Genomic DNA, 17,596 nt, shown 5'->3' with positions numbered 1-17,596 from the left:
GGCCCCGGAGTCCGTGCCCGAAGAGGCAGGAGGACCCGGTGGCCACAGCGGCCGAAGTGAACGCCATGCGACGGGCCGTCGCGCTCGCCGCCCGCGGACTCGGCTCCACCAGCCCCAACCCGGTCGTCGGCTGCGTCCTTGTCGACGCACACGGCGAGACCGTCGGCGAGGGCCACCACCAGCGCGCCGGAGGCCCGCACGCCGAGATCCACGCCCTGCGCGCGGCCGGCGACCGGGCCCGCGGCGCCACCGCCGTCGTCACCCTCGAACCCTGCGCCCACACCGGCCGCACCGGACCCTGCGCACAGGCCCTCATCGACGCCGGCGTCACCCGCGTGGTGTACGCCGTGGGCGACCCGAACCCCACCGCGACCGGCGGCGCCACCGTGCTGCGCGCCGCCGGGATCGACGTCGAGGCCGGACTCCTCGCCGCCGAGGCCGAGACCGGCAACACCGCCTGGCTCACCGCCGTACGCCTCGGTCGGCCCCATGTGACCTGGAAGTACGCCGCCACACTCGACGGACGCACCGCGGCGGCCGACGGCACCAGCCGCTGGATCAGCTCCGCCGCGTCCCGCGCCGATGTGCACCGGCTGCGCGCCGAGAGCGACGCCGTCGTCGTCGGCTCCGGCACCGCACGCGCCGACGACCCGCACCTCGCCGTACGCGGCCACGACGGCGTGACCCAGCCCCTGCGGGTCGTCGTCGACACCACCGCCACCGCCGTCAAACCCGGCGCCAGGGTCCTGGACGACGCGGCGCCCACCCTCATCGCCGTCGCCCAGGACGCCGACACCCGCCACCTGACCACGACCGGCCACCGTCCCGAAGTCGTACGCCTGCCGCACGCCACGACAGGCCACGGCGGACTCGACGTCCACGCCCTCCTCGACGCCCTGTACACCCGCGGGGTCCGCTCCGTCCTCCTCGAAGGCGGCGCGACCCTCGCCGGGGCCTTCGTCACCGCGGGCGCCGTCGACCGTGTCATCGGCTATCTCGCACCCGTCCTACTCGGCGCCGGACCCGCCGTGCTCACCGACGCAGGAATCAGCACCCTCACCGAAGCGTTGCGGCTCGACGTGACCGAGACCCTGCGCATCGGATCCGATCTGCGCATCACCGCCGTCCCCGTACCGAAGGAGCACTGACGTGTTCACCGGAATCGTCGAAGAGCTGGGCGAGATCACCGCCGTCGAGGAACTCGGCGACGCCTCGCGCTTCCGTCTGCGTGGCGCCGTCGTCACCGAAGGCGCCCGGCACGGCGACTCCATCGCCGTCAACGGCGTCTGTCTCACCGTCGTGGACCTCGAAGGCGACGAGTTCACCGCCGACGTCATGGCCGAGACCCTCAAGCGCTCCAGCCTCGGCGCCCTGCGGCCCGGCTCGCGCGTCAACCTGGAACGGCCCACCGCCGTCGGCGCCCGCCTCGGCGGCCATATCGTCCAGGGACATGTGGACGGCACCGGCACCGTCGTCGCCCGCGAACCGTCCGAACACTGGGAGATCGTGACCGTCTCCCTCCCCGAAGGGCTCGCGCGCTACGTCGTGGAGAAGGGCTCCATCACCGTCGACGGCGTCAGCCTCACCGTCGTCGACGCCGGATCCGACCACTTCACCATCAGCCTCATCCCGACCACCCTCGCGCTGACCACGCTCGGCATCAAACAGCCCGGCGACCCGGTCAACCTGGAGGTCGACGTCATCGCCAAGTACGTCGAGCGGCTGCTCGGCGACCGTGCGCGCGGGGCATCCGGCCCCGAGGGGGGCGCCGCGTGAACTGGCTCAACTCCGTGGCGTTCACCGCCTTCGGACAACACGTCATCTGGTCCGACATGATCGGCAACACCGTCGGCCTGATCGCCCTCGCCCTCGGCTGGCGTCGCTCCCTGTGGACCTGGCCCGCCCAGTTCCTCTCCGGCGCCGTCCTGATCGCCGCCAACATCTCCGTGCAGCAGGCCGGTGGCGTCGGCAAGCAACTCGTCGTCATGGCCGTTGCCGTATGGGGCTGGCGGGCCTGGACCCGCGGCAGGCGGGACACCGAGGACGGCTCCGTCGCCGTACGGTTCGCCACCTGGCGCGAGCGCGCCTACCTGGTCGGCGGCGCCGCCGTCGGCACCCTCGCGGTCGGCGGCCTGTTCACCGCCTACCCCTCACTCTCGTGGAGCCCGTGGGCCGACGCGTACATCTTCGTGGGCACCCTCGCCGCGATGTACGCCCAGGCCCGCGGCATGGTCGAGTTCTGGTTCGCCTGGCTCCTCGTCGACCTGGTCGGCGTGCCGCTCAACTTCCACAGCGGCCTCGCCTTCTCCGGTCTCGTCTACATCGTGTACGGCGCACTCGTCCTGTGGGGCATGCGCGACTGGTGGCTGCGCTCACGTGCCGCCGCACGGCCCGTCCTGGAAGGAGCCACGGCATGACCGCGACACCCGTCTGGTACCGCACCGGGCACGACGAGGACCTCTCGGACTTCGCACTCGACCCCGTCGAACGCGCCGTCGCCGACATCGCGGCGGGCCGGCCCGTCGTCGTCGTGGACGACGAGAACCGCGAGAACGAGGGCGACCTCGTCATCGCCGCCGAGAAGGCCACACCCGAGATCATCGCCTTCATGATGAGCGAGTGCCGGGGCCTCATCTGCGCCCCCATGGAGGGCGACGAACTGGACCGCCTCCAGCTTCCGCAGATGGTCGAGCACAACACTGAGTCGATGCGCACCGCGTTCACCGTCTCCGTCGACGCGAGCGGCGCGCACGGCGTCACCACCGGCATCTCCGCCGCCGACCGCGCCACCACCCTGCGGCTGCTCGCCGACGGCACCGCGGGCCCCGACGACTTCGTGCGCCCCGGCCATGTCTTCCCGCTGCGCGCCAAGCCCGGCGGCGTCCTCGTCCGCAACGGCCACACCGAGGCCGCCGTCGACCTGGCCCGGCTCGCCGGACTGCGACCCGCCGGGGCCATCGTGGAGATCGCGGGCGAGGACGGCCGGATGCTGCGGCTGCCCGAACTCGTCCCCTTCGCCCGCAAGCACGGCCTGTCGATCATCTCCATCGAGGACCTGATCGCCTACCGCCGGGCCTCCGAACCGACCGTCCGCCGCGAGGCCGAGGTCCGGCTGCCCACCGCCCACGGCGACTTCACGGCGTACGGCTACCGCTCCACCGTCGACGGCGTCGAACACGTCGCCCTCGTCCACGGCGACATCGGCGACGGCGACGACCTGCTCGTACGGGTCCACTCCGAGTGCCTGACCGGCGACATCTTCCACTCGCTGCGCTGCGACTGCGGACCGCAGCTCCAGGCGTCCATGGAACGCATCACCGCCGAGGGCCGCGGCGTCGTCGTCTATCTGCGCGGCCACGAGGGCCGCGGCATCGGACTCCTGTCGAAGCTACGCGCCTACGAACTCCAGGAGCGCGGACGCGACACCCTCGACGCCAACCTGGAACTCGGCCTGCCCGCCGACGCCCGCGACTACGGCGCGAGCGCCCAGATCCTCCAGGACCTCGGCGTCCGCAGCCTGCGCCTGCTGACCAACAACCCCGACAAGACCCGGGCGCTGGTACGCCACGGGCTCGACGTCACCGGCCGTGAACCGATGCCCGTCCAGGCCGGCGAGCACAACCTGCGGTATCTGCGCACCAAGCGCGACCGGATGGGCCACGACCTGCCCTGGCTGGACACCCCGGTGACCTCGGCCTGCGGCAACCAGTAAGCACCCCAACACCAAGGAGCAGCGCGTGAGCGGCAAGGGCGCACCCGAACTGAGTGTGAAGAACTGCGGTGACCTGCGGGTCGCGGTCATCGCCGCCCAGTGGCACCAGCAGGTCATGGACGGGCTCGTGGACGGCGCCCTGCGCGCCCTGCGCGAACTCGGCATCGACGAACCCACCGTCCTGCGGGTCCCCGGCAGCTTCGAACTCCCCGTCGTGGCCAAGGTCCTGGCGGGCCGTGGCTATGACGCGGTCGTCGCCCTCGGCGTCGTCATCCGGGGCGGCACCCCGCACTTCGACTATGTGTGCCAGGGCGTCACCCAGGGCCTCACCCAGGTGTCCGTCGACACCGGTGTGCCCATCGGGTTCGGCGTCCTCACCTGCGACACCGAGCAGCAGGCCCTCGACCGCGCGGGCCTTGAGGGCTCCATCGAGGACAAGGGCCACGAAGCGGTCACCGCCGCCGTCGCCACCGCGGCCACCCTGCGTACGGTGTCGGAACCGTGGCGCTAGAACCCTGGCGACAGAGGGGCACCCACGGCCGCGTAAAGTAAGCCCCACCATGTCCAAGAAGACGTTCGAAGAGCTGTTCACCGAGCTTCAGCACAAGGCCGCCCACGGCGATCCCGCCACCTCGCGCACCGCCGAGCTGGTCGACAAGGGCGTCCATGCCATCGGCAAGAAGGTCGTGGAGGAGGCCGCCGAAGTCTGGATGGCCGCCGAATACGAGGGCAAGGAAGCCGCCGCCGAGGAGATCTCACAGCTCCTGTACCACGTCCAGGTGATGATGGTCGCCCGGGGGATCTCCCTCGACGACGTGTACGCCCATCTGTAGAGCGCACACCACCGGCTTCCCGTACCGCAATCACACAACGTCTCCCACGCAAAGGAATGGGCCTCATGCTGCGCATCGCCGTCCCCAACAAGGGTTCACTGTCCGGACCTGCGTCGGCGATGCTCCATGAGGCCGGCTACCAGCAGCGCAGGGAGTCCAAGGAACTCGTCATCGTCGACCCCGGGAACCAGGTCGAGTTCTTCTATCTGCGCCCCCGCGACATCGCGATCTACGTGTCGTCCGGCCGCCTCGACATCGGCATCACCGGCCGTGACCTGCTGATCGACTCGGGCGCCAACGCCGAGGAGATCCTCCCCCTCGGCTTCGCCCGCTCCACCTTCCGCTTCGCCACCAGGCCCGGCACGGCCCAGGGCGTCACGGACCTCGGCGGCCTCACCATCGCCACGTCCTACGAGGGCATTGTCGACAAGCACCTCGCCGACAACGGCATCGACGCCTCCGTGGTCCACCTCGACGGCGCCGTCGAGACCGCGATCGAACTGGGCGTCGCCCAGGTCATCGCCGATGTCGTGGAGACCGGCACCTCGCTGCGCAACGCCGGTCTCGAAGTCATCGGCGAGCCCATCATGACCTCCGAGGCCATCGTCATCCGCCGCACCGGGGCGGACAGTTCCGAGGACGCCGAGCCGAAGGTGCAGCAGTTCCTGCGCCGCCTCCAGGGCGTCCTCGTCGCCCGGACCTACGTGATGATGGACTACGACTGCCGCGCCGAGCACCTGGAGCAGGCCGTCGCCCTCACCCCGGGTCTTGAGTCCCCGACGATCTCGCCGCTGCACAACGAGGGCTGGGTCGCCGTCCGCGCCATGGTCCCCGCCAAGGAGGCCCAGCGCATCATGGACGACCTCTACGACCTGGGCGCGCGGGCCATCCTCACGACCGCCATCCACGCCTGCCGTCTCTGACGGCAGCCGCAGCCGACCAAGGTCCCGGAGCCATGCCCCCGTCACCCGCGCCCCTCGCGCCGCCCGCCCTGCCCGTCACCTTCCGGCCGTCCCGTACCCGGGTCGTCCTGATCACCTCGGGTATCGCCATCCTCGTGGCGCTCACGGTGATCGCGCTGATCCTGCCCGACCTCGGCCCGGGGGAGCGGCTCAGTTTCGTCTTCGTCGGGGTGCTCTGCCTGGCCGGTCTCGCACTGCTCGCCCGGCCCAAGGTCAGCGCCGACCCGTCCGGTGTGACCGTCGTCAACATCGCCTCCAGCCGGCGCCTCGACTGGGCGGAGATCCTTCAGGTGAACCTCCGCCCCGGCGACCCCTGGGTCTTCCTCGACCTCAGCGACGGCACCAGCCTGGCCGCCATGGGCATCCAGCCCGGCATCGCCAGGGAACAGGCCATCCGTGACGCGCGGGCCCTGCGCGCCCTCGTCGAGTCCCGTGGCGGCTCGACGGGTGAGGGCGTCGGGCATCAGGGTTGACTCGGCGACATCGCGGCTGACTCGTACCCTTCCGGCCTGACCATCCCGGCCCTGTCTTGATTAATCTGGTGGCGGGGCGCTCTCTTCGGAGCGTCCCGCCCCGGCATCGGCCCGCCCGGACCGCGCCGGGGCTCCTGCTACCCGAGGAGTGACTCCCTCCGGCGATGGACGGATCGTCCTGTAGTACCTGCGCCACCCCCTCCCGACATAGCGCGGACCCGTTCCGCGCCGGTGTGGAGGCGGTGGCATGAGCGTCTCCCTGCTGCTCCTCGGAGCGGCGTTCCTGTTGATTCTCGCCAACGGATTCTTCGTGGCCGCCGAGTTCGGCCTCGTCACCGTCGAGCGCCCCGACGCCGAGCGGGCCGCGGCCGACGGCGACCGGCGGGCCCGTACGGTCGTCAACTCCCTCAAGGAGTTGTCCTTCCAGCTCTCCGGCACCCAGCTCGGCATCACCATCACCTCGCTCGTCGTCGGCATGCTCGCCGAACCGGCGCTCGCCGAGCTGCTCGCCGGACCGTTCACCGCCGTCGGACTGCCCGAAGGCGCCGTGCCCGGTGTCTCCGTGGTCGTCGGCATGCTGCTCGCGTCGGCCGTGCAGATGGTGGTCGGGGAACTCGTCCCCAAGAACTGGGCGGTGTCGCGCCCCCTCCAGGTCGCGCGTTTCGTCGCCGGACCGCAGCATGTGTTCGCGCTGCTGTTCCGCCCGGTGATCTCCGCGCTGAACGCCGTCGCCAACCGGCTCGTCCGGGTCCTCGGCGTCGAACCCACCGCCGAACTCGCCTCGGCCCGCACCCCCGGCGAACTCGTCTCGCTCGCCCGGCACTCCGCGCTGGCCGGCACCCTGGAGCAGGACACGGCCGACCTGTTCGTCCGCACCCTGTCCCTCGGCGACCTCACCGCCCAGCATGTGATGACCCCGCGCGTGAAGGTCAGCGCCCTCCAGTCCTCGGCGACCGCCGAGGACATCGTCAACCTCACCCGGGCCACCGGACTGTCCCGCTTCCCGGTCTACCGTGACCGGATCGACGAGATCGTCGGCATGGCCCACCTCAAGGACGCTCTCGCGGTGCCCGCGCGGGACCGGCTGCGGACCCCCGTCGACCGGATCGCCGGACCGCCGCTCATGGTGCCCGAGACGATGCCGGTGCAACCGCTCCTGGAACTCCTGCGCAGCGAGCAGCCGATCGCCGTCGTCGTCGACGAGTACGGCGGCACCGCCGGGGTCGTCACCCTGGAGGACATCGTCGAGGAGATCATCGGCGAGGTCCGCGACGAGCACGACGGCCAGGACCTGCCGGAACTCGCCCCCGCGTCGCCCGAGGACGGGCGGCCCGCGTGGGACGTGGACGGCAGCTGCCGCGTGGACACCCTCCTGCGTATCGGCCTCGAAGCGCCCGAGGGCCCCTACGAGACCGTCGCCGGGCTCGTCGCGGATCTGCTCGGGCGGATTCCGGCGCCGGGCGACCGTGCCGAACTCCCCGGCTGGCGGCTCGCCGTACGGCAGGTCGGGCACTACCGCGCCGAGCGGGTACGGATCGTCCGGACCGTCGACGTGCCGGCGCCCGGATCACCCGTACCGGAGTCGGCGTACGGGAAGACCCTGACCGGCGCGAAGGCTCTGACCGGTGCGGAGGCGTCCCGATGAGTCTTCTTCAGCTCTTCTTCGCCGGGCTCCTCGTCCTCGTCAACGGCTTCTTCGTCGGCGCCGAGTTCGCGCTCGTCTCCGTGCGCCGCAGCCAGATCGAACCGCTCGGGACGGCACGGGCGCGGCAGGTGCTGTACGGCCTTGAGCATCTGCCGCAGATGATGGCCGCCGCGCAGTTCGGTATCACCGTCTGCTCGCTGACGCTCGGCGCCGTCGCCGAACCGACCGTGGCGCACCTCCTGGAGCCGCTGTTCGCCGGGATGCATCTGCCGGAGGAACTGATTCACCCCCTCGGGTACGTCATCGCGCTTGCCCTCGTCGTCTTCCTCCACCTCGTCATCGGCGAGATGGTGCCGAAGAACCTGGCGATGGCGGCGCCCGAGAAGACGGCACTGTGGTTCAGCCCCGGCCTGGTGGCCTTCGCCCGGCTGTGCCGCCCGGTGACGGTGGCGCTGGGGGCGTGTGCGCAGCTCATCCTGAAGCTGTTCCGCGTCGAACCGAAGGACGAGGTGGAGGCCGTCTTCACCAGCGAGCAGCTCAACCGGCTGGTCGAGGACGCGGGGCAGGCGGGGCTCCTGGAACCGGAGGAGCGGGAACGCCTGGGGGACGCGCTCGAACTGGGCTCCCGCCCGGTCACGGACGTCCTCCTGGACCGGCCGTCCCTGGTCACCGTGGACCCGTCGGTCACGCCCGGCCAGGTCGTCGACCTCACGGCACGTACCGGGTTCTCCCGGTTCCCGGTCTGCGCGGAGAGCGGCGCCTTCATGGGGTATCTGCATGTCAAGGACGTCCTGGACCTGATCGGCCCGGCCGACAGCGATCGGGCGGTGCCGCAGCAGATCTGGCGGCCGATGACCACCTTGCGGGCCGAGCTGCCGCTCGATGACGCCCTCACCGTGATGCGCCGGGCGGCGACGCATCTCGCCCAGGTGGCCGACGCCCAGGGCCGAATCCTGGGCCTGGTGGCCTTGGAGGACGTCCTGGAACTCCTGGTGGGAGAGGTAAGAGACCCCACGCACCGCCCGCTGCCCGCACCGGCCCAGCCGGTGACCCCACCCCGCTCGATCCCCCAGGAGGCCCTGACTTCCTGACCGACCCCCCCACCTCAACGAGTCCCGTCTCCACGAGGTGGGGGGCAGGGCCGCCCCTCTCGGCGGCCGCGTCCGGCTATGGCGTGCTGGGGCCCCGGCCCGAGAGGACTTCCCCGTATGCCTGCATCAGGTCCGGCAGGCGAATCGTGGCGAGGTCGTCGCGGGTCGGCGCGCTGGTGTAGCCGGAGAGCCGCAGATCCCGGTACGCACAGCTCTTCTCGTACAGGGTCCGCAGGAACCGGCCGTTGCCCAGCTCGTCGATCCACCCCTGGTCGATGACATGGCCACTGATCGAGCGCAGCTCGTCCCGTGCCTCCTCGTCCCAGACGTCCCCGTTCTCCGCGGCGAGCACCTCGCCGATCGCCGTGAGTTCCAGCGGCCGGTACGAGGGGAAGTCGACGCGCGTCGTGAAGCGGGACGACAGGCCGGGGTTGGCCGCGAGCAGCCGGTCCATCCCCTCGGGATATCCGGCGAGGATCACCACGAGGTGGTCCCGGTTGTCCTCGGCCCGCTTGAGCAGCACCTGAAGGGCCTCGTCGCCGTACGCGTCGCCCTTGCCGTACCCCGAGTTGGAGAGCGCGTACGCCTCGTCCACGAACAGGACACCGCCGATCGCGGAGTCGATGAGTTCATTGGCCTTCACGGCGGTCTGCCCCAGATACTCGCCGACGAGGTCCGCCCGCTGGGCCTCCACCAGATGGTCGCCGCCGAGCAGCCCGAGTGCGTAGAACACCCGCCCGAGGATGCGCGCCACCGTGGTCTTGCCCGTACCGGAAGGGCCCGAGAAGACGAAGTGTCGTTTCGGCGGCTGCACGGGCAGCCCCTGCCCGACCCGCAGACGGGCCATGTTGAGCTGCGCGGACAACGCCTTGACCTGCCGCTTCACCGGTTCCAGGCCGACCATCCGCTCCAGCTCGGCCAACGCCTCCTCCAGGAGCGCCGGATCCGCGGGCCCCGGCGGCATGGGCGGCACCGGCACTCCGGCCTTCTCGCGGAACGCGTCCGTGACGTCCGCCGCCTGCGGCAGATCCGGGTCGCTCACCTTGAGGTCCCGGCCCTCGCCCCCGAACAGCGGGTCCACACCGGAGGGACCGTCCATCATGTCCTGCCCGAACCCGGCGAGCGTGATCGACGCCAGGTCCACCGAGTCGTCGTACCCGTCGCCCTCGGATATCGCGGCGAGCCGCGCCGAGGTGTCCATGAACACGGGGTCCACCCGGTGCACGGCCCGGTACAGCGGAAGCGCGGCGGCGCTGCGCCCGGTGCCCTCGTGTGCCCGCGCCAGCCAGTACCGCAGCTCCTTGCGCTGCGGCTGCTCGCTGCGGCAGCGCATCAGCGAGGCCGACAGGAGCGGTTCGGCCTGCCCGAACATCTCAAGCCGGACCCGCGCCATCCCGCCGAACAGGCCCGCCTCTATGCCGAGCATCGCGTCGTCGATCAGCGGGTCCGTGTGGCGCACCAACTGGTCCCAGTCCTTGACGAGATAGGCCCGGCACGCGTGCAGGAACCGCACCTGCGGATCCGCGTCGACCGGCGGCAGCCCGGCCAGCGCCCGGTCCAGCTCGGGCACATGGCGGCCGTCGAGCCAGTGCGAGGCGTGCGCGAGCAGCAGGTCGCGCGGTGATTCGAGCACCGGCTGCACCCACCAGCCCAGCCAGTACCAGGAGTTGAGGGTGCGTCGATGTCGTGTGCGCTGCTCGCCGAAGCGGTCGCGGTGCCGGAACATCCGCAGCAGCGCGGTCGTCGTGTCGACCCGCAGCGCGTGCAGCCCGAGCCAGCCGTCGGCCAGTCCCGGATCGATCCGTACCGCCGCCCGGAACTCCTCCTCGGCCTGCGGATACGCGCCCATCGTGTAGGCGTCGACGCCTCGCAGCCAGGCGAGGTCGGCAGGGCCCGGTGCGCCCTGGGTGCCGAAGTCCATCACGTCCCCCACAAACCGTGCCCCCGTGGTGGGCCGCCGGGCCGGTGCCCGCCGGCTGTCCTTCGTCGAACCGCTGTGCTCTGGACGGGAGTTGACTCGGTGCGGGTGTGCCGTCGTCCGTATATCGCACCGCAGGCATCGTACCTGCGGTGCCGTCGTCGGCCGAAGGGTGCCGTCCGCGCGGGTCGCGCGGGCGGAAGCACACGGGGCGCACGCCGCACGGTGACCGAGGGTGAGCGATCATGGGCTCACGGCGGTGGGGGAAAGGGCGCGAAGGGGGCGCAAAGGACAGAACGAAGCCCCCGATCACGGGGGAACAATCGGGGGCTTCGCGTCCTGGGGCGACCCGAAAGGCCGCACATTGAGAACGTAAGTCCTGTACGGCCCCTCGGTCAAGCCGAGTTGAGGCACTCCTGGGAGCGGTTTCGGGGCCGCCCGGCCCACCGCCGAGTGCCGCTCACGGTCCGTGACGGAATGCGTCCCTCACGCAGTCTCAGCAGGTCCCGAACGCACCTCGTACCCCTCCGGACCCTGGCGGATCAGTCGGTGCGCGCCGGGACGCGAGGGGTCGTCCGCGAAGTGCCGTCGCTCGGCGGCGACCCAGGCGTGCCAGAAGTCACGCTGCTGAGCCCCGTCCCGGCCGCGCCCCCGGTCCCACGACTCCTCGGGCGGGAGATCCATCCACAGCAGCCGCGCCAGACTGGGCCGCAGCTCCCGCCGCCCGGCGCCGACCCCCTCGACGAGGACCACCGGCGCGGGCGCGAGGTCACGTGCGGGGCCGAACGCGCGGGCGTGCCAGTCGTACGGCTCGTAGCGCGCGCGCTCACCGCGCCGGAGCGGTGCGAGGACCTGCCGTTCCAGGCGTCCGGTCCAGTCGAAGAGTTCGTCGTGGGTCGCGATGTCGTCCAGATGCAGCACCGGCGCACCGCCCAGCGCGGCGGCCAGATGTCCGGCGAAGGTGGTCTTCCCCGAGCCCGCGTGCCCGTCGACGGCGACCAGCCGTACGGGACCGCACGAGGGCGGCAGCCGTCGCAGTTCGTCGGCGAGGCGGGCCACGGCGCCCAGGGGGTCGCCGGCGGCGGAAGGTCCGGGGTGGGAGGTGCGCGCGGTCATCACGGTCAGCGTAGTGGCGCGGTCCTCCGGCGCGCCGCCGCAGGTCATGCCAGTGGTCGAGTCCAATATTGGTCGGCGTGGCGGTGCCCGTAACGCTGGCCGAAGTCCGCCGGGACCGGCCATAGTTGGCCCACTGCCGGGCACTGACCCGCCTCCTAGGATCCGAGTCGACTGGGGGTTCCCCGTCCATGACCAGACCAGCCGAGACGTCCCGCCGCACCCTGCTCGCCGCCGCCGCGGGCGTCGCCGTGGCCACCACGGCGGGCGCCTCCGCCCCCGCCGTCGCCGCCGCGCCCGGCGCTCGCCCCCGCCACCGTGGACCCGGGCGGCCCGTGGACAACCGCGCCTGGACCTCGTACACCGACTGGCGCGGTGGTACGGACGCCGGTACCCGTGCGGTGTCCGGGCGCAGGCCCGGCCTGGTGATCGCCAAGGCCGCCGGCCGCCGCGACTACACCGACCCGCACACCGGCGCGACCGCGACCTGGGAGTACGCGACCTGGACCGCGCCGAAGCACCGCCTCGCCGTACCGTCGACGGAGGTCATAGCGTCCTGGAACGCACACACCCCCGCCGGGACCTGGATCCAGGTAGAGCTGTCGGGCACGTACTCCGACGGCACGGACACACCCTGGTACGTGATGGGCCGCTGGGCGTCCGGTGACCAGGACATCCGGCGCACCTCGGTCGACGGCCAGAGCGACGACAAGAGCAGTGTGTGGACCGACACCTTCGCGATCGACAACCCGGCGACAGGGCTGCGTCTCGTCTCGTACCGACTGCGGCTCACGCTGTACCGGGCCCCGGGGAGCAAGGCCACGCCGACGGTGTGGCGGCTCGGCGCGATGGGCTCCGACATCCCGGACCGCTTCACGGTGCCCGCGTCGGTCCCCGGCCTGGCGCGCGAGCTGACCGTGCCGCGCTACTCGCAGAACATCCACGCCGGGCAGTACCCGGAGTACGACAACGGCGGTGAGGCGTGGTGCAGCCCCACCTCGTCGCAGATGATCATCGAGTACTGGGGCCGGAAGCCCACCGCCGACGACCTGGCCTGGGTGAATCCGGACTACGCGGATCCGCAGGTGTGCCACGCGGCGCGGTTCACCTACGACTACCAGTACGAGGGCTGCGGCAACTGGCCGTTCAACGCGGCCTACGCCGCGACGTACAAGGACCTTCAGGGCGTCGTCACCCGGCTCGGGTCGCTGACCGACCTGGAGACACTGATCGCGGCGGGCATCCCGGCCATAACGTCCCAGTCGTTCCTGAAGGAGGAGCTGACCGGGGCCGGGTACGGCACGTCCGGGCATCTGATGACGGTCATCGGCTTCACGGCGGACGGCGACGTGATCGCCAACGACCCCGCGTCGCCGAACGACCCCGCCGTGCGGCGCGTCTACAAGCGCCGTGAGTGGGAGAACATCTGGCTCAGGACCAAGCGGTACAACGCTTCCGGCAAGGTCTCCTCCGGCACCGGCGGTGTCTGCTACCTGTACTTCCCCGCGCAGCTCACCGACCGGCAACGCAAGGCATTGGCGGCCGTCGGTATTCGCTGACGCCCGCGCGCGGGACGGCCCCGCTTCCCCGACGAGTACTGGGGGAGCGGGGCCGTCGCCGTGTCACCCCTGGGCGAGGGCGGAGGCGGGGGTGGGGGTCACGACCCAGTCCGGATGCCCCGGCATCGGCGGTGTCTTCGCGCCGTACAGCCACGGACGCAGGAACCCTTCGAGGTCCTGGCCGGCGATCCGCGACGCCAGCGCGACATAGTCCGCCGTGCCGACCGTTCGGCCGCGGTACCCGGTCGCCCACGCCTTCTCGATCTTCCGGAACATCGCGTCGCCGACCTGCTCGCGCAGCGCGTACAGGACCAGCGCCGAACCGTCGTACCGCATCCGCTTGAAGAGGTTCGGCTCGGTCGGCTCGGCGGGGGCGCCGTAGTCGCGGCGCCACAGGTCGTGGTTCTCGTACGCCGTGCGCATGGCGGCCTCGAAGCTGTCGCCGCCGTGTTCCTGGGAGTAGAGCCGCTCGTAGAAGCGGGCGTGGCCCTCGCTCAGCCACAGGTCGGACCAGGTGCGGATCGCGATGTCGTCGCCGAGCCACTGGTGCGCCAGCTCGTGCACCAGGTTCCGCTCGGCGTCGACCCGGGTGCCGAGGAGGTCGGCCTTGGGGACCAGCGAGAGCGTCTGGGTTTCCAGGGCGACCCCGAGGTCGGTGTCGCCGACCAGGACGCCGTACCGGTTGAACGGGTAGGGGCCCAGCCGCTGTTCGAGCCATGCGATGTGCTCGGCGGTGAGCTTGCGGTAGGCCGCGGTCGGCTCCACCAGGTCGTCGGGGACGACGTCCCGGATCGGCAGGCCGTGCGGTCCCACGCTGTCGACGAAGGTGAACTTCCCGACCGCGAACTGCGCGAGCTGGGCGGCGACCGGCTGCTCCGAGTCGTACGTCCAGCGGACCCGGCCGTCCTTCTGCTGGGCGCGGTGCACCAGCTTGCCATTGGCGACAGCCGACAGACCCGGCGGTGTGGTGATCCGGAAGGTGATCGGCGCCCGCCGGCTGGGATGGTCGTTCGCCGGGAAGATCATCTTGGCGCCGCCTGGCTGCGGATACAGCACAGTGCCGTCGGGCGTCGGGATCCAGCCGTAGTCCTCGATGGCGTCGTCGCGGTGGCGAATCTGCGTCGGGTCGGCGGTGTAGGCGACCTCGACCGTGAAGTGGCTGCCCGGGATCGGCTTCGCGGGAGTGACGACGAGTTCGTCGCCGTCCCGCTCGGTGCGTGCCGTGACGCCGTTGACGAGGACCTTCCGCAGCGTGTTGCCCGCGAAGTCGAGGTGGAAGCGGGACAGCGACTGGGTGGCGCCGGCCTTGATCGTGGCGGTCGCCCGGAACGGCGTCCTGGGTGCCTGCCAGTCGAAGTCGAGGACATAGCGGTTGACCTTGTAACCGCCGTTCCCGTCGAGCGGGAAGAGAGGGTCGCCGAGCCCGGCCGCGCCCGGGGACGGCGACCCGGACCCGGCGGTGGACGGGCCGGCGGTGGACGGTGTGGCGTGCGAGACCGGGCCGATCAGCGCGGCCGTCGCGGTGATCGCGGCGGCCAGGGCGACCCGCCTTCCCCGACGGGACGTCCGGAACGTACTCATCACGTGCCTTTCGGTCGAGAGCGGCCCCCGGCGGTGCGCCGGGGGCGCCATGGGCGAGGCGAGCGGCCCCGGCCTGGTCAGGGGCCGGGGCTTGGTCGGGGGCGGGAAAGCCACTCGGTGAGGAGACGCGCGAGCGCTCGTCACCGTTGTGCCGTGACCAATGTCTCCGAAGATTCCTCCGGAACCGGTGCGAACCGGTGGCAGAGTGGGCGGATCAGTGGGGGGACATCCACTGCCGGACGACTGTCAGCGAGACACCCATGACCGCGACCTCATCGACCGCGACATCCCGCCACGCCCGCGCCCGCACCGGCGGCCCGTCGGACGGCCGGCCGAAGATCCTCGAACATCTCGCGGGCTGGACCCTGGTCGTCGTCCTCGCGATGCTCGTGACCCAGCTCGGCCTCGTCTGACCCGGCTCGGCCCCCTTTGACCCGGCCGGACCGGCGAGTGACCCGGCCGGACCGGCGAGTGACCCGGCCGGACCGGCGAGTGACCCGGTCGACCGACGAGTGACCCGGCCGGACCGGCGATTCCACGGGTGAACCGGAGATTCCACCGCTGAACCAGCGGTTCCGCGGGACCCCGTGGCCGGCGGATCCCGTTCTGCCATACTGCGCGCGCATGTTCCGCTGCCAGTCGGGGAGACCAGGGCCGGATTTGAATACCACTCAGCACCGCGTCGCCGACCGTCCACGGGCGGGCGCCACCGACCGTTCCCTCGCGCGCCGCGCCGAACTCATCGCCATCGGGCGGAAGTTGTTCGCGGACACGTCCTACGACGCCCTGTCCATGGACGACATCGCACGCCACGCCCATGTCGCCAAGGGCCTGATCTACTACTACTTCAAGTCCAAGCGCGGCTACTACCTCGCGATCATCGAGGACTCCGTGGCGGATCTCGTCGCACGGGCCGGCGGCGAGACCGAGCTGCCGGGGGTGACCAGGGTCCAGCGCACCATCGAGGGCTATCTCCGCTACGCCGAGCAGAACCAGGCCGCGTATCGCACGATCATCAGCGGTGGTGTCGGCTTCGACACCGAGGTGCACGCGATCCGGGACGGTGTGCGCGAGGCGATCACGGACACCATCGCCATGGGCGCGTACGGCCGCACCGACATCCCGCGCCTGGCGCGGTTGGCGCTGCTGGGCTGGCAGTGCAGCGTCGAGGGCATCACGCTCGACTGGATCGGCCGGGGCGACCCGCCGCGCGAGACGGTGCGCGACCTGCTGGTGAAGCTGCTCGGCAGCACCCTGCGCACCATCGAGGAACTGGAACCCTCCTGCCCGGCGCCACCGCGCCCCGCCGCCTGACGCATCTGCCCGTCCCGCTCGCCGACGCCACGCCAAGGGGGCGGAACCCGAAACCGGATTCCGCCCCCCAGGACGACAACTGACGTACAGCTGAGCCTAGTTGATCGACTTGATCAGCTCGCCGTTCGACGTGTCACCGCTCAGCTCCCAGAAGAAGGTGCCGCCAAGACCCTGCTGGTTCTTGTAGGCCATCTTCCCGGCGATGGTCGCGGGGGTGTCGTAACTCCACCAGTTGCTACCGCACTTGGCGTACGCGGTGCCGCCGACGGTGCCGGTGGCCGGGCAGGAGTTCTTGAGCACCTTGTAGTCGTCGATGCCCTGCTCATAGGTGCCCTGCGCCGGGCCGGTGGCGGTGCCGCCGGGCGCCGCCTGGGTGACTCCGGTCCAGCCGCGGCCGTAGAAGCCGATGCCGAGCAGCAGCTTCGACGCCGGGATGTTGAGCGCCTTGAGCTTGGCGATCGTCGCGGACGAGTGGTAGTCGGCCTTCGGAATGCCGGGGTAGGAGGCCAGCGGCGAGTGCGGGGCCGTCGGACCCTGCGCGTCCCAGGCGCCGAAGAAGTCGTACGTCATCGGGTTGTACCAGTCGACGTACTGGGCGGCGCCCGCGTAGTCGGCGGCGTCGATCTTGCCGCCGGTCGACGCGTCGGCCGGGATGGCGGCCGTGACCAGCTTGCCGGCGCCGAACTTCGCCCGTACCGCGGACATCAGGTTCTTGTACGCGGCCCGGCCACTGGTGTCACAGGTCAGACCACAGGCGTTCGGGTACTCCCAGTCGATGTCGATCCCGTCGAACACCCCGGCCCAGCGCGGGTCGCCCAGCAGGTCGTAGCAGGACTGCGCGAAGGCCGCCGGGTTCTGCGCGGCCTGCGTGAAGCCACCGGACCAGGTCCAGCCGCCGAAGGACCACAGGACCTTGAGGTTCGGGTGCTTGGCCTTCAGCTTCTTGAGCTGGTTGAAGTTGCCGCGCAGCGGCTGGTCCCAGGTGTCCGCGACACCGTCCACGGACTGGTCGGCGGTGTACGCCTTGTCGATCGCGGCGTAGGAGTCGCCCATCGTGCACTTGCCGCCCTGGACATTGCCGAAGGCGTAGTTGATGTGGGTGAGTTTGGCGGCCGAGCCGGACGTCTCGATGTTCTTGACGTGGTAGTTCCGGCCGTAGACACCCCACTCCGTGAAGTAGCCGACGACCTTCGAGCCCGCGGCTGCGGCCTTCGTGGTGCCGGTCTCCTGGGCGGTCGCGCCGGTCGCCCCGGCGAGCAGGCCGGCACCGAGCACGGCACAACACACGGCGGAGATCAGCGCCCGGAAACGGGCGCGAGGACGGTGCGGTTCGAGCATCGTGTCACCTCGTGGGGGAGGGGAGCGTGGGGGAAATGGTGCTGTGGGGTGCGTACC

General features: G+C 71.2%; 17 protein-coding genes. 13 read left to right on the top strand and 4 right to left on the bottom strand.

What is annotated here, in order from left to right; translation table 11 throughout:
- The first annotated feature begins 38 nt into the window (after positions 1-38).
- The 10 genes from ribD to ACFVT5_RS33515 all read left to right on the top strand — a co-directional run bounded on the left by ribD (position 39) and on the right by ACFVT5_RS33515 (position 8,716).
- Positions 39-1,148: a bifunctional diaminohydroxyphosphoribosylaminopyrimidine deaminase/5-amino-6-(5-phosphoribosylamino)uracil reductase RibD gene (ribD, locus tag ACFVT5_RS33560; RefSeq protein WP_389895882.1), complete on the top strand. Its 1,110-nt coding sequence runs from the start codon at positions 39-41 to the stop codon at positions 1,146-1,148.
- 1 nt (position 1,149) lies between these two features.
- Positions 1,150-1,776: a riboflavin synthase gene (locus tag ACFVT5_RS33555; RefSeq protein WP_389895880.1), complete on the top strand. Its 627-nt coding sequence runs from the start codon at positions 1,150-1,152 to the stop codon at positions 1,774-1,776.
- A 56-nt stretch (positions 1,777-1,832) separates the two neighbouring features.
- Positions 1,833-2,417 carry a nicotinamide riboside transporter PnuC gene (locus ACFVT5_RS33550; RefSeq protein WP_389896356.1) on the top strand — a complete coding sequence of 195 codons (585 nt, stop codon included), beginning with the start codon at positions 1,833-1,835 and terminating at the stop codon, positions 2,415-2,417.
- Positions 2,414-3,712, top strand: a complete 1,299-nt coding sequence (locus ACFVT5_RS33545; RefSeq protein ID WP_389895878.1) for a bifunctional 3,4-dihydroxy-2-butanone-4-phosphate synthase/GTP cyclohydrolase II — start codon at positions 2,414-2,416, stop codon at positions 3,710-3,712. The genes ACFVT5_RS33550 and ACFVT5_RS33545 overlap by 4 nt, the downstream gene beginning before the upstream one ends.
- Positions 3,713-3,737: 25 nt before the next feature.
- Entirely contained in the window at positions 3,738-4,223 is a 486-nt protein-coding gene (ribH, locus tag ACFVT5_RS33540) for a 6,7-dimethyl-8-ribityllumazine synthase (RefSeq protein ID WP_389895875.1), read from the top strand.
- 49 nt (positions 4,224-4,272) lie between these two features.
- Positions 4,273-4,545: a phosphoribosyl-ATP diphosphatase gene (locus tag ACFVT5_RS33535; RefSeq protein ID WP_004990764.1), complete on the top strand. Its 273-nt coding sequence runs from the start codon at positions 4,273-4,275 to the stop codon at positions 4,543-4,545.
- 65 nt (positions 4,546-4,610) lie between these two features.
- Positions 4,611-5,468 (top strand): ATP phosphoribosyltransferase, encoded by an 858-nt coding sequence (gene hisG / locus ACFVT5_RS33530; protein ID WP_389895872.1) that lies wholly within the window; start codon positions 4,611-4,613, stop codon positions 5,466-5,468.
- Positions 5,469-5,500: 32 nt separating this feature from the next.
- Positions 5,501-5,980, top strand: coding sequence for a PH domain-containing protein (locus ACFVT5_RS33525; RefSeq protein WP_389895870.1), 480 nt, complete (start codon positions 5,501-5,503; stop codon positions 5,978-5,980).
- A gap of 247 nt (positions 5,981-6,227) precedes the next feature.
- On the top strand, positions 6,228-7,625 hold the full coding sequence (locus ACFVT5_RS33520) for a hemolysin family protein (RefSeq protein ID WP_389895867.1): 1,398 nt from the start codon (positions 6,228-6,230) through the stop codon (positions 7,623-7,625).
- Positions 7,622-8,716: a hemolysin family protein gene (locus ACFVT5_RS33515; RefSeq protein ID WP_389895864.1), complete on the top strand. Its 1,095-nt coding sequence runs from the start codon at positions 7,622-7,624 to the stop codon at positions 8,714-8,716. Before ACFVT5_RS33520 ends, ACFVT5_RS33515 begins: the two co-directional genes overlap by 4 nt.
- 76 nt (positions 8,717-8,792) lie before the next feature.
- On the opposite strand, the gene ACFVT5_RS33510 is transcribed toward ACFVT5_RS33515, so the two are convergent.
- Positions 8,793-10,637, bottom strand: coding sequence for an AAA family ATPase (locus ACFVT5_RS33510; protein WP_389895861.1), 1,845 nt, complete (start codon positions 10,635-10,637; stop codon positions 8,793-8,795).
- Positions 10,638-11,120: 483 nt separating this feature from the next.
- Entirely contained in the window at positions 11,121-11,750 is a 630-nt protein-coding gene (locus ACFVT5_RS33505; RefSeq protein ID WP_389895859.1) for a uridine kinase, read from the bottom strand.
- 188 nt (positions 11,751-11,938) lie between these two features.
- On the opposite strand from ACFVT5_RS33505, the gene ACFVT5_RS33500 reads away from it, so the two are divergent.
- On the top strand, positions 11,939-13,306 hold the full coding sequence (locus ACFVT5_RS33500; protein ID WP_389895857.1) for a peptidase C39 family protein: 1,368 nt from the start codon (positions 11,939-11,941) through the stop codon (positions 13,304-13,306).
- A 63-nt stretch (positions 13,307-13,369) separates the two neighbouring features.
- Here ACFVT5_RS33500 and ACFVT5_RS33495 read toward each other — a convergent pair whose 3' ends face one another.
- Positions 13,370-14,887: a M1 family metallopeptidase gene (locus ACFVT5_RS33495; RefSeq protein WP_389895854.1), complete on the bottom strand. Its 1,518-nt coding sequence runs from the start codon at positions 14,885-14,887 to the stop codon at positions 13,370-13,372.
- A gap of 260 nt (positions 14,888-15,147) precedes the next feature.
- Here ACFVT5_RS33495 and ACFVT5_RS33490 point away from each other — a divergent pair, with 260 nt between their 5' ends.
- Both ACFVT5_RS33490 and ACFVT5_RS33485 read left to right on the top strand, forming a co-directional pair.
- Entirely contained in the window at positions 15,148-15,300 is a 153-nt protein-coding gene (locus tag ACFVT5_RS33490) for an SCO1431 family membrane protein (RefSeq protein WP_389895851.1), read from the top strand.
- A 247-nt stretch (positions 15,301-15,547) separates the two neighbouring features.
- Positions 15,548-16,201 carry a TetR/AcrR family transcriptional regulator gene (locus tag ACFVT5_RS33485; RefSeq protein WP_389895848.1) on the top strand — a complete coding sequence of 218 codons (654 nt, stop codon included), beginning with the start codon at positions 15,548-15,550 and terminating at the stop codon, positions 16,199-16,201.
- 96 nt (positions 16,202-16,297) lie between these two features.
- Here ACFVT5_RS33485 and ACFVT5_RS33480 read toward each other — a convergent pair whose 3' ends face one another.
- Entirely contained in the window at positions 16,298-17,539 is a 1,242-nt protein-coding gene (locus tag ACFVT5_RS33480) for a glycoside hydrolase family 18 protein (RefSeq protein WP_389895845.1), read from the bottom strand.
- Between the last annotated feature and the right edge of the window lie 57 nt (positions 17,540-17,596).

Source organism: Streptomyces sp. NPDC058001, assembly GCF_042886315.1.
In the GTDB taxonomy this organism is placed as follows: domain Bacteria; phylum Actinomycetota; class Actinomycetes; order Streptomycetales; family Streptomycetaceae; genus Streptomyces.
This window is presented reverse-complemented; position numbering and strand designations above follow the sequence as displayed.

Coding starts and splice junctions, on each gene's coding strand:
- ACFVT5_RS33550 (WP_389896356.1), top strand. CDS start 1,833: ATGATCGGCAACACCGTCGGCCTGATCGCCCTCGCCCTCGGCTGGCGT.
- ACFVT5_RS33545 (WP_389895878.1), top strand. CDS start 2,414: ATGACCGCGACACCCGTCTGGTACCGCACCGGGCACGACGAGGACCTC.
- ACFVT5_RS33535 (WP_004990764.1), top strand. CDS start 4,273: ATGTCCAAGAAGACGTTCGAAGAGCTGTTCACCGAGCTTCAGCACAAG.
- hisG (WP_389895872.1), top strand. CDS start 4,611: ATGCTGCGCATCGCCGTCCCCAACAAGGGTTCACTGTCCGGACCTGCG.
- ACFVT5_RS33525 (WP_389895870.1), top strand. CDS start 5,501: ATGCCCCCGTCACCCGCGCCCCTCGCGCCGCCCGCCCTGCCCGTCACC.
- ACFVT5_RS33520 (WP_389895867.1), top strand. CDS start 6,228: ATGAGCGTCTCCCTGCTGCTCCTCGGAGCGGCGTTCCTGTTGATTCTC.
- ACFVT5_RS33515 (WP_389895864.1), top strand. CDS start 7,622: ATGAGTCTTCTTCAGCTCTTCTTCGCCGGGCTCCTCGTCCTCGTCAAC.
- ACFVT5_RS33510 (WP_389895861.1), bottom strand. CDS start 10,637: ATGGACTTCGGCACCCAGGGCGCACCGGGCCCTGCCGACCTCGCCTGG.
- ACFVT5_RS33505 (WP_389895859.1), bottom strand. CDS start 11,750: ATGACCGCGCGCACCTCCCACCCCGGACCTTCCGCCGCCGGCGACCCC.
- ACFVT5_RS33500 (WP_389895857.1), top strand. CDS start 11,939: ATGACCAGACCAGCCGAGACGTCCCGCCGCACCCTGCTCGCCGCCGCC.
- ACFVT5_RS33495 (WP_389895854.1), bottom strand. CDS start 14,887: ATGAGTACGTTCCGGACGTCCCGTCGGGGAAGGCGGGTCGCCCTGGCC.
- ACFVT5_RS33490 (WP_389895851.1), top strand. CDS start 15,148: ATGACCGCGACCTCATCGACCGCGACATCCCGCCACGCCCGCGCCCGC.
- ACFVT5_RS33480 (WP_389895845.1), bottom strand. CDS start 17,539: ATGCTCGAACCGCACCGTCCTCGCGCCCGTTTCCGGGCGCTGATCTCC.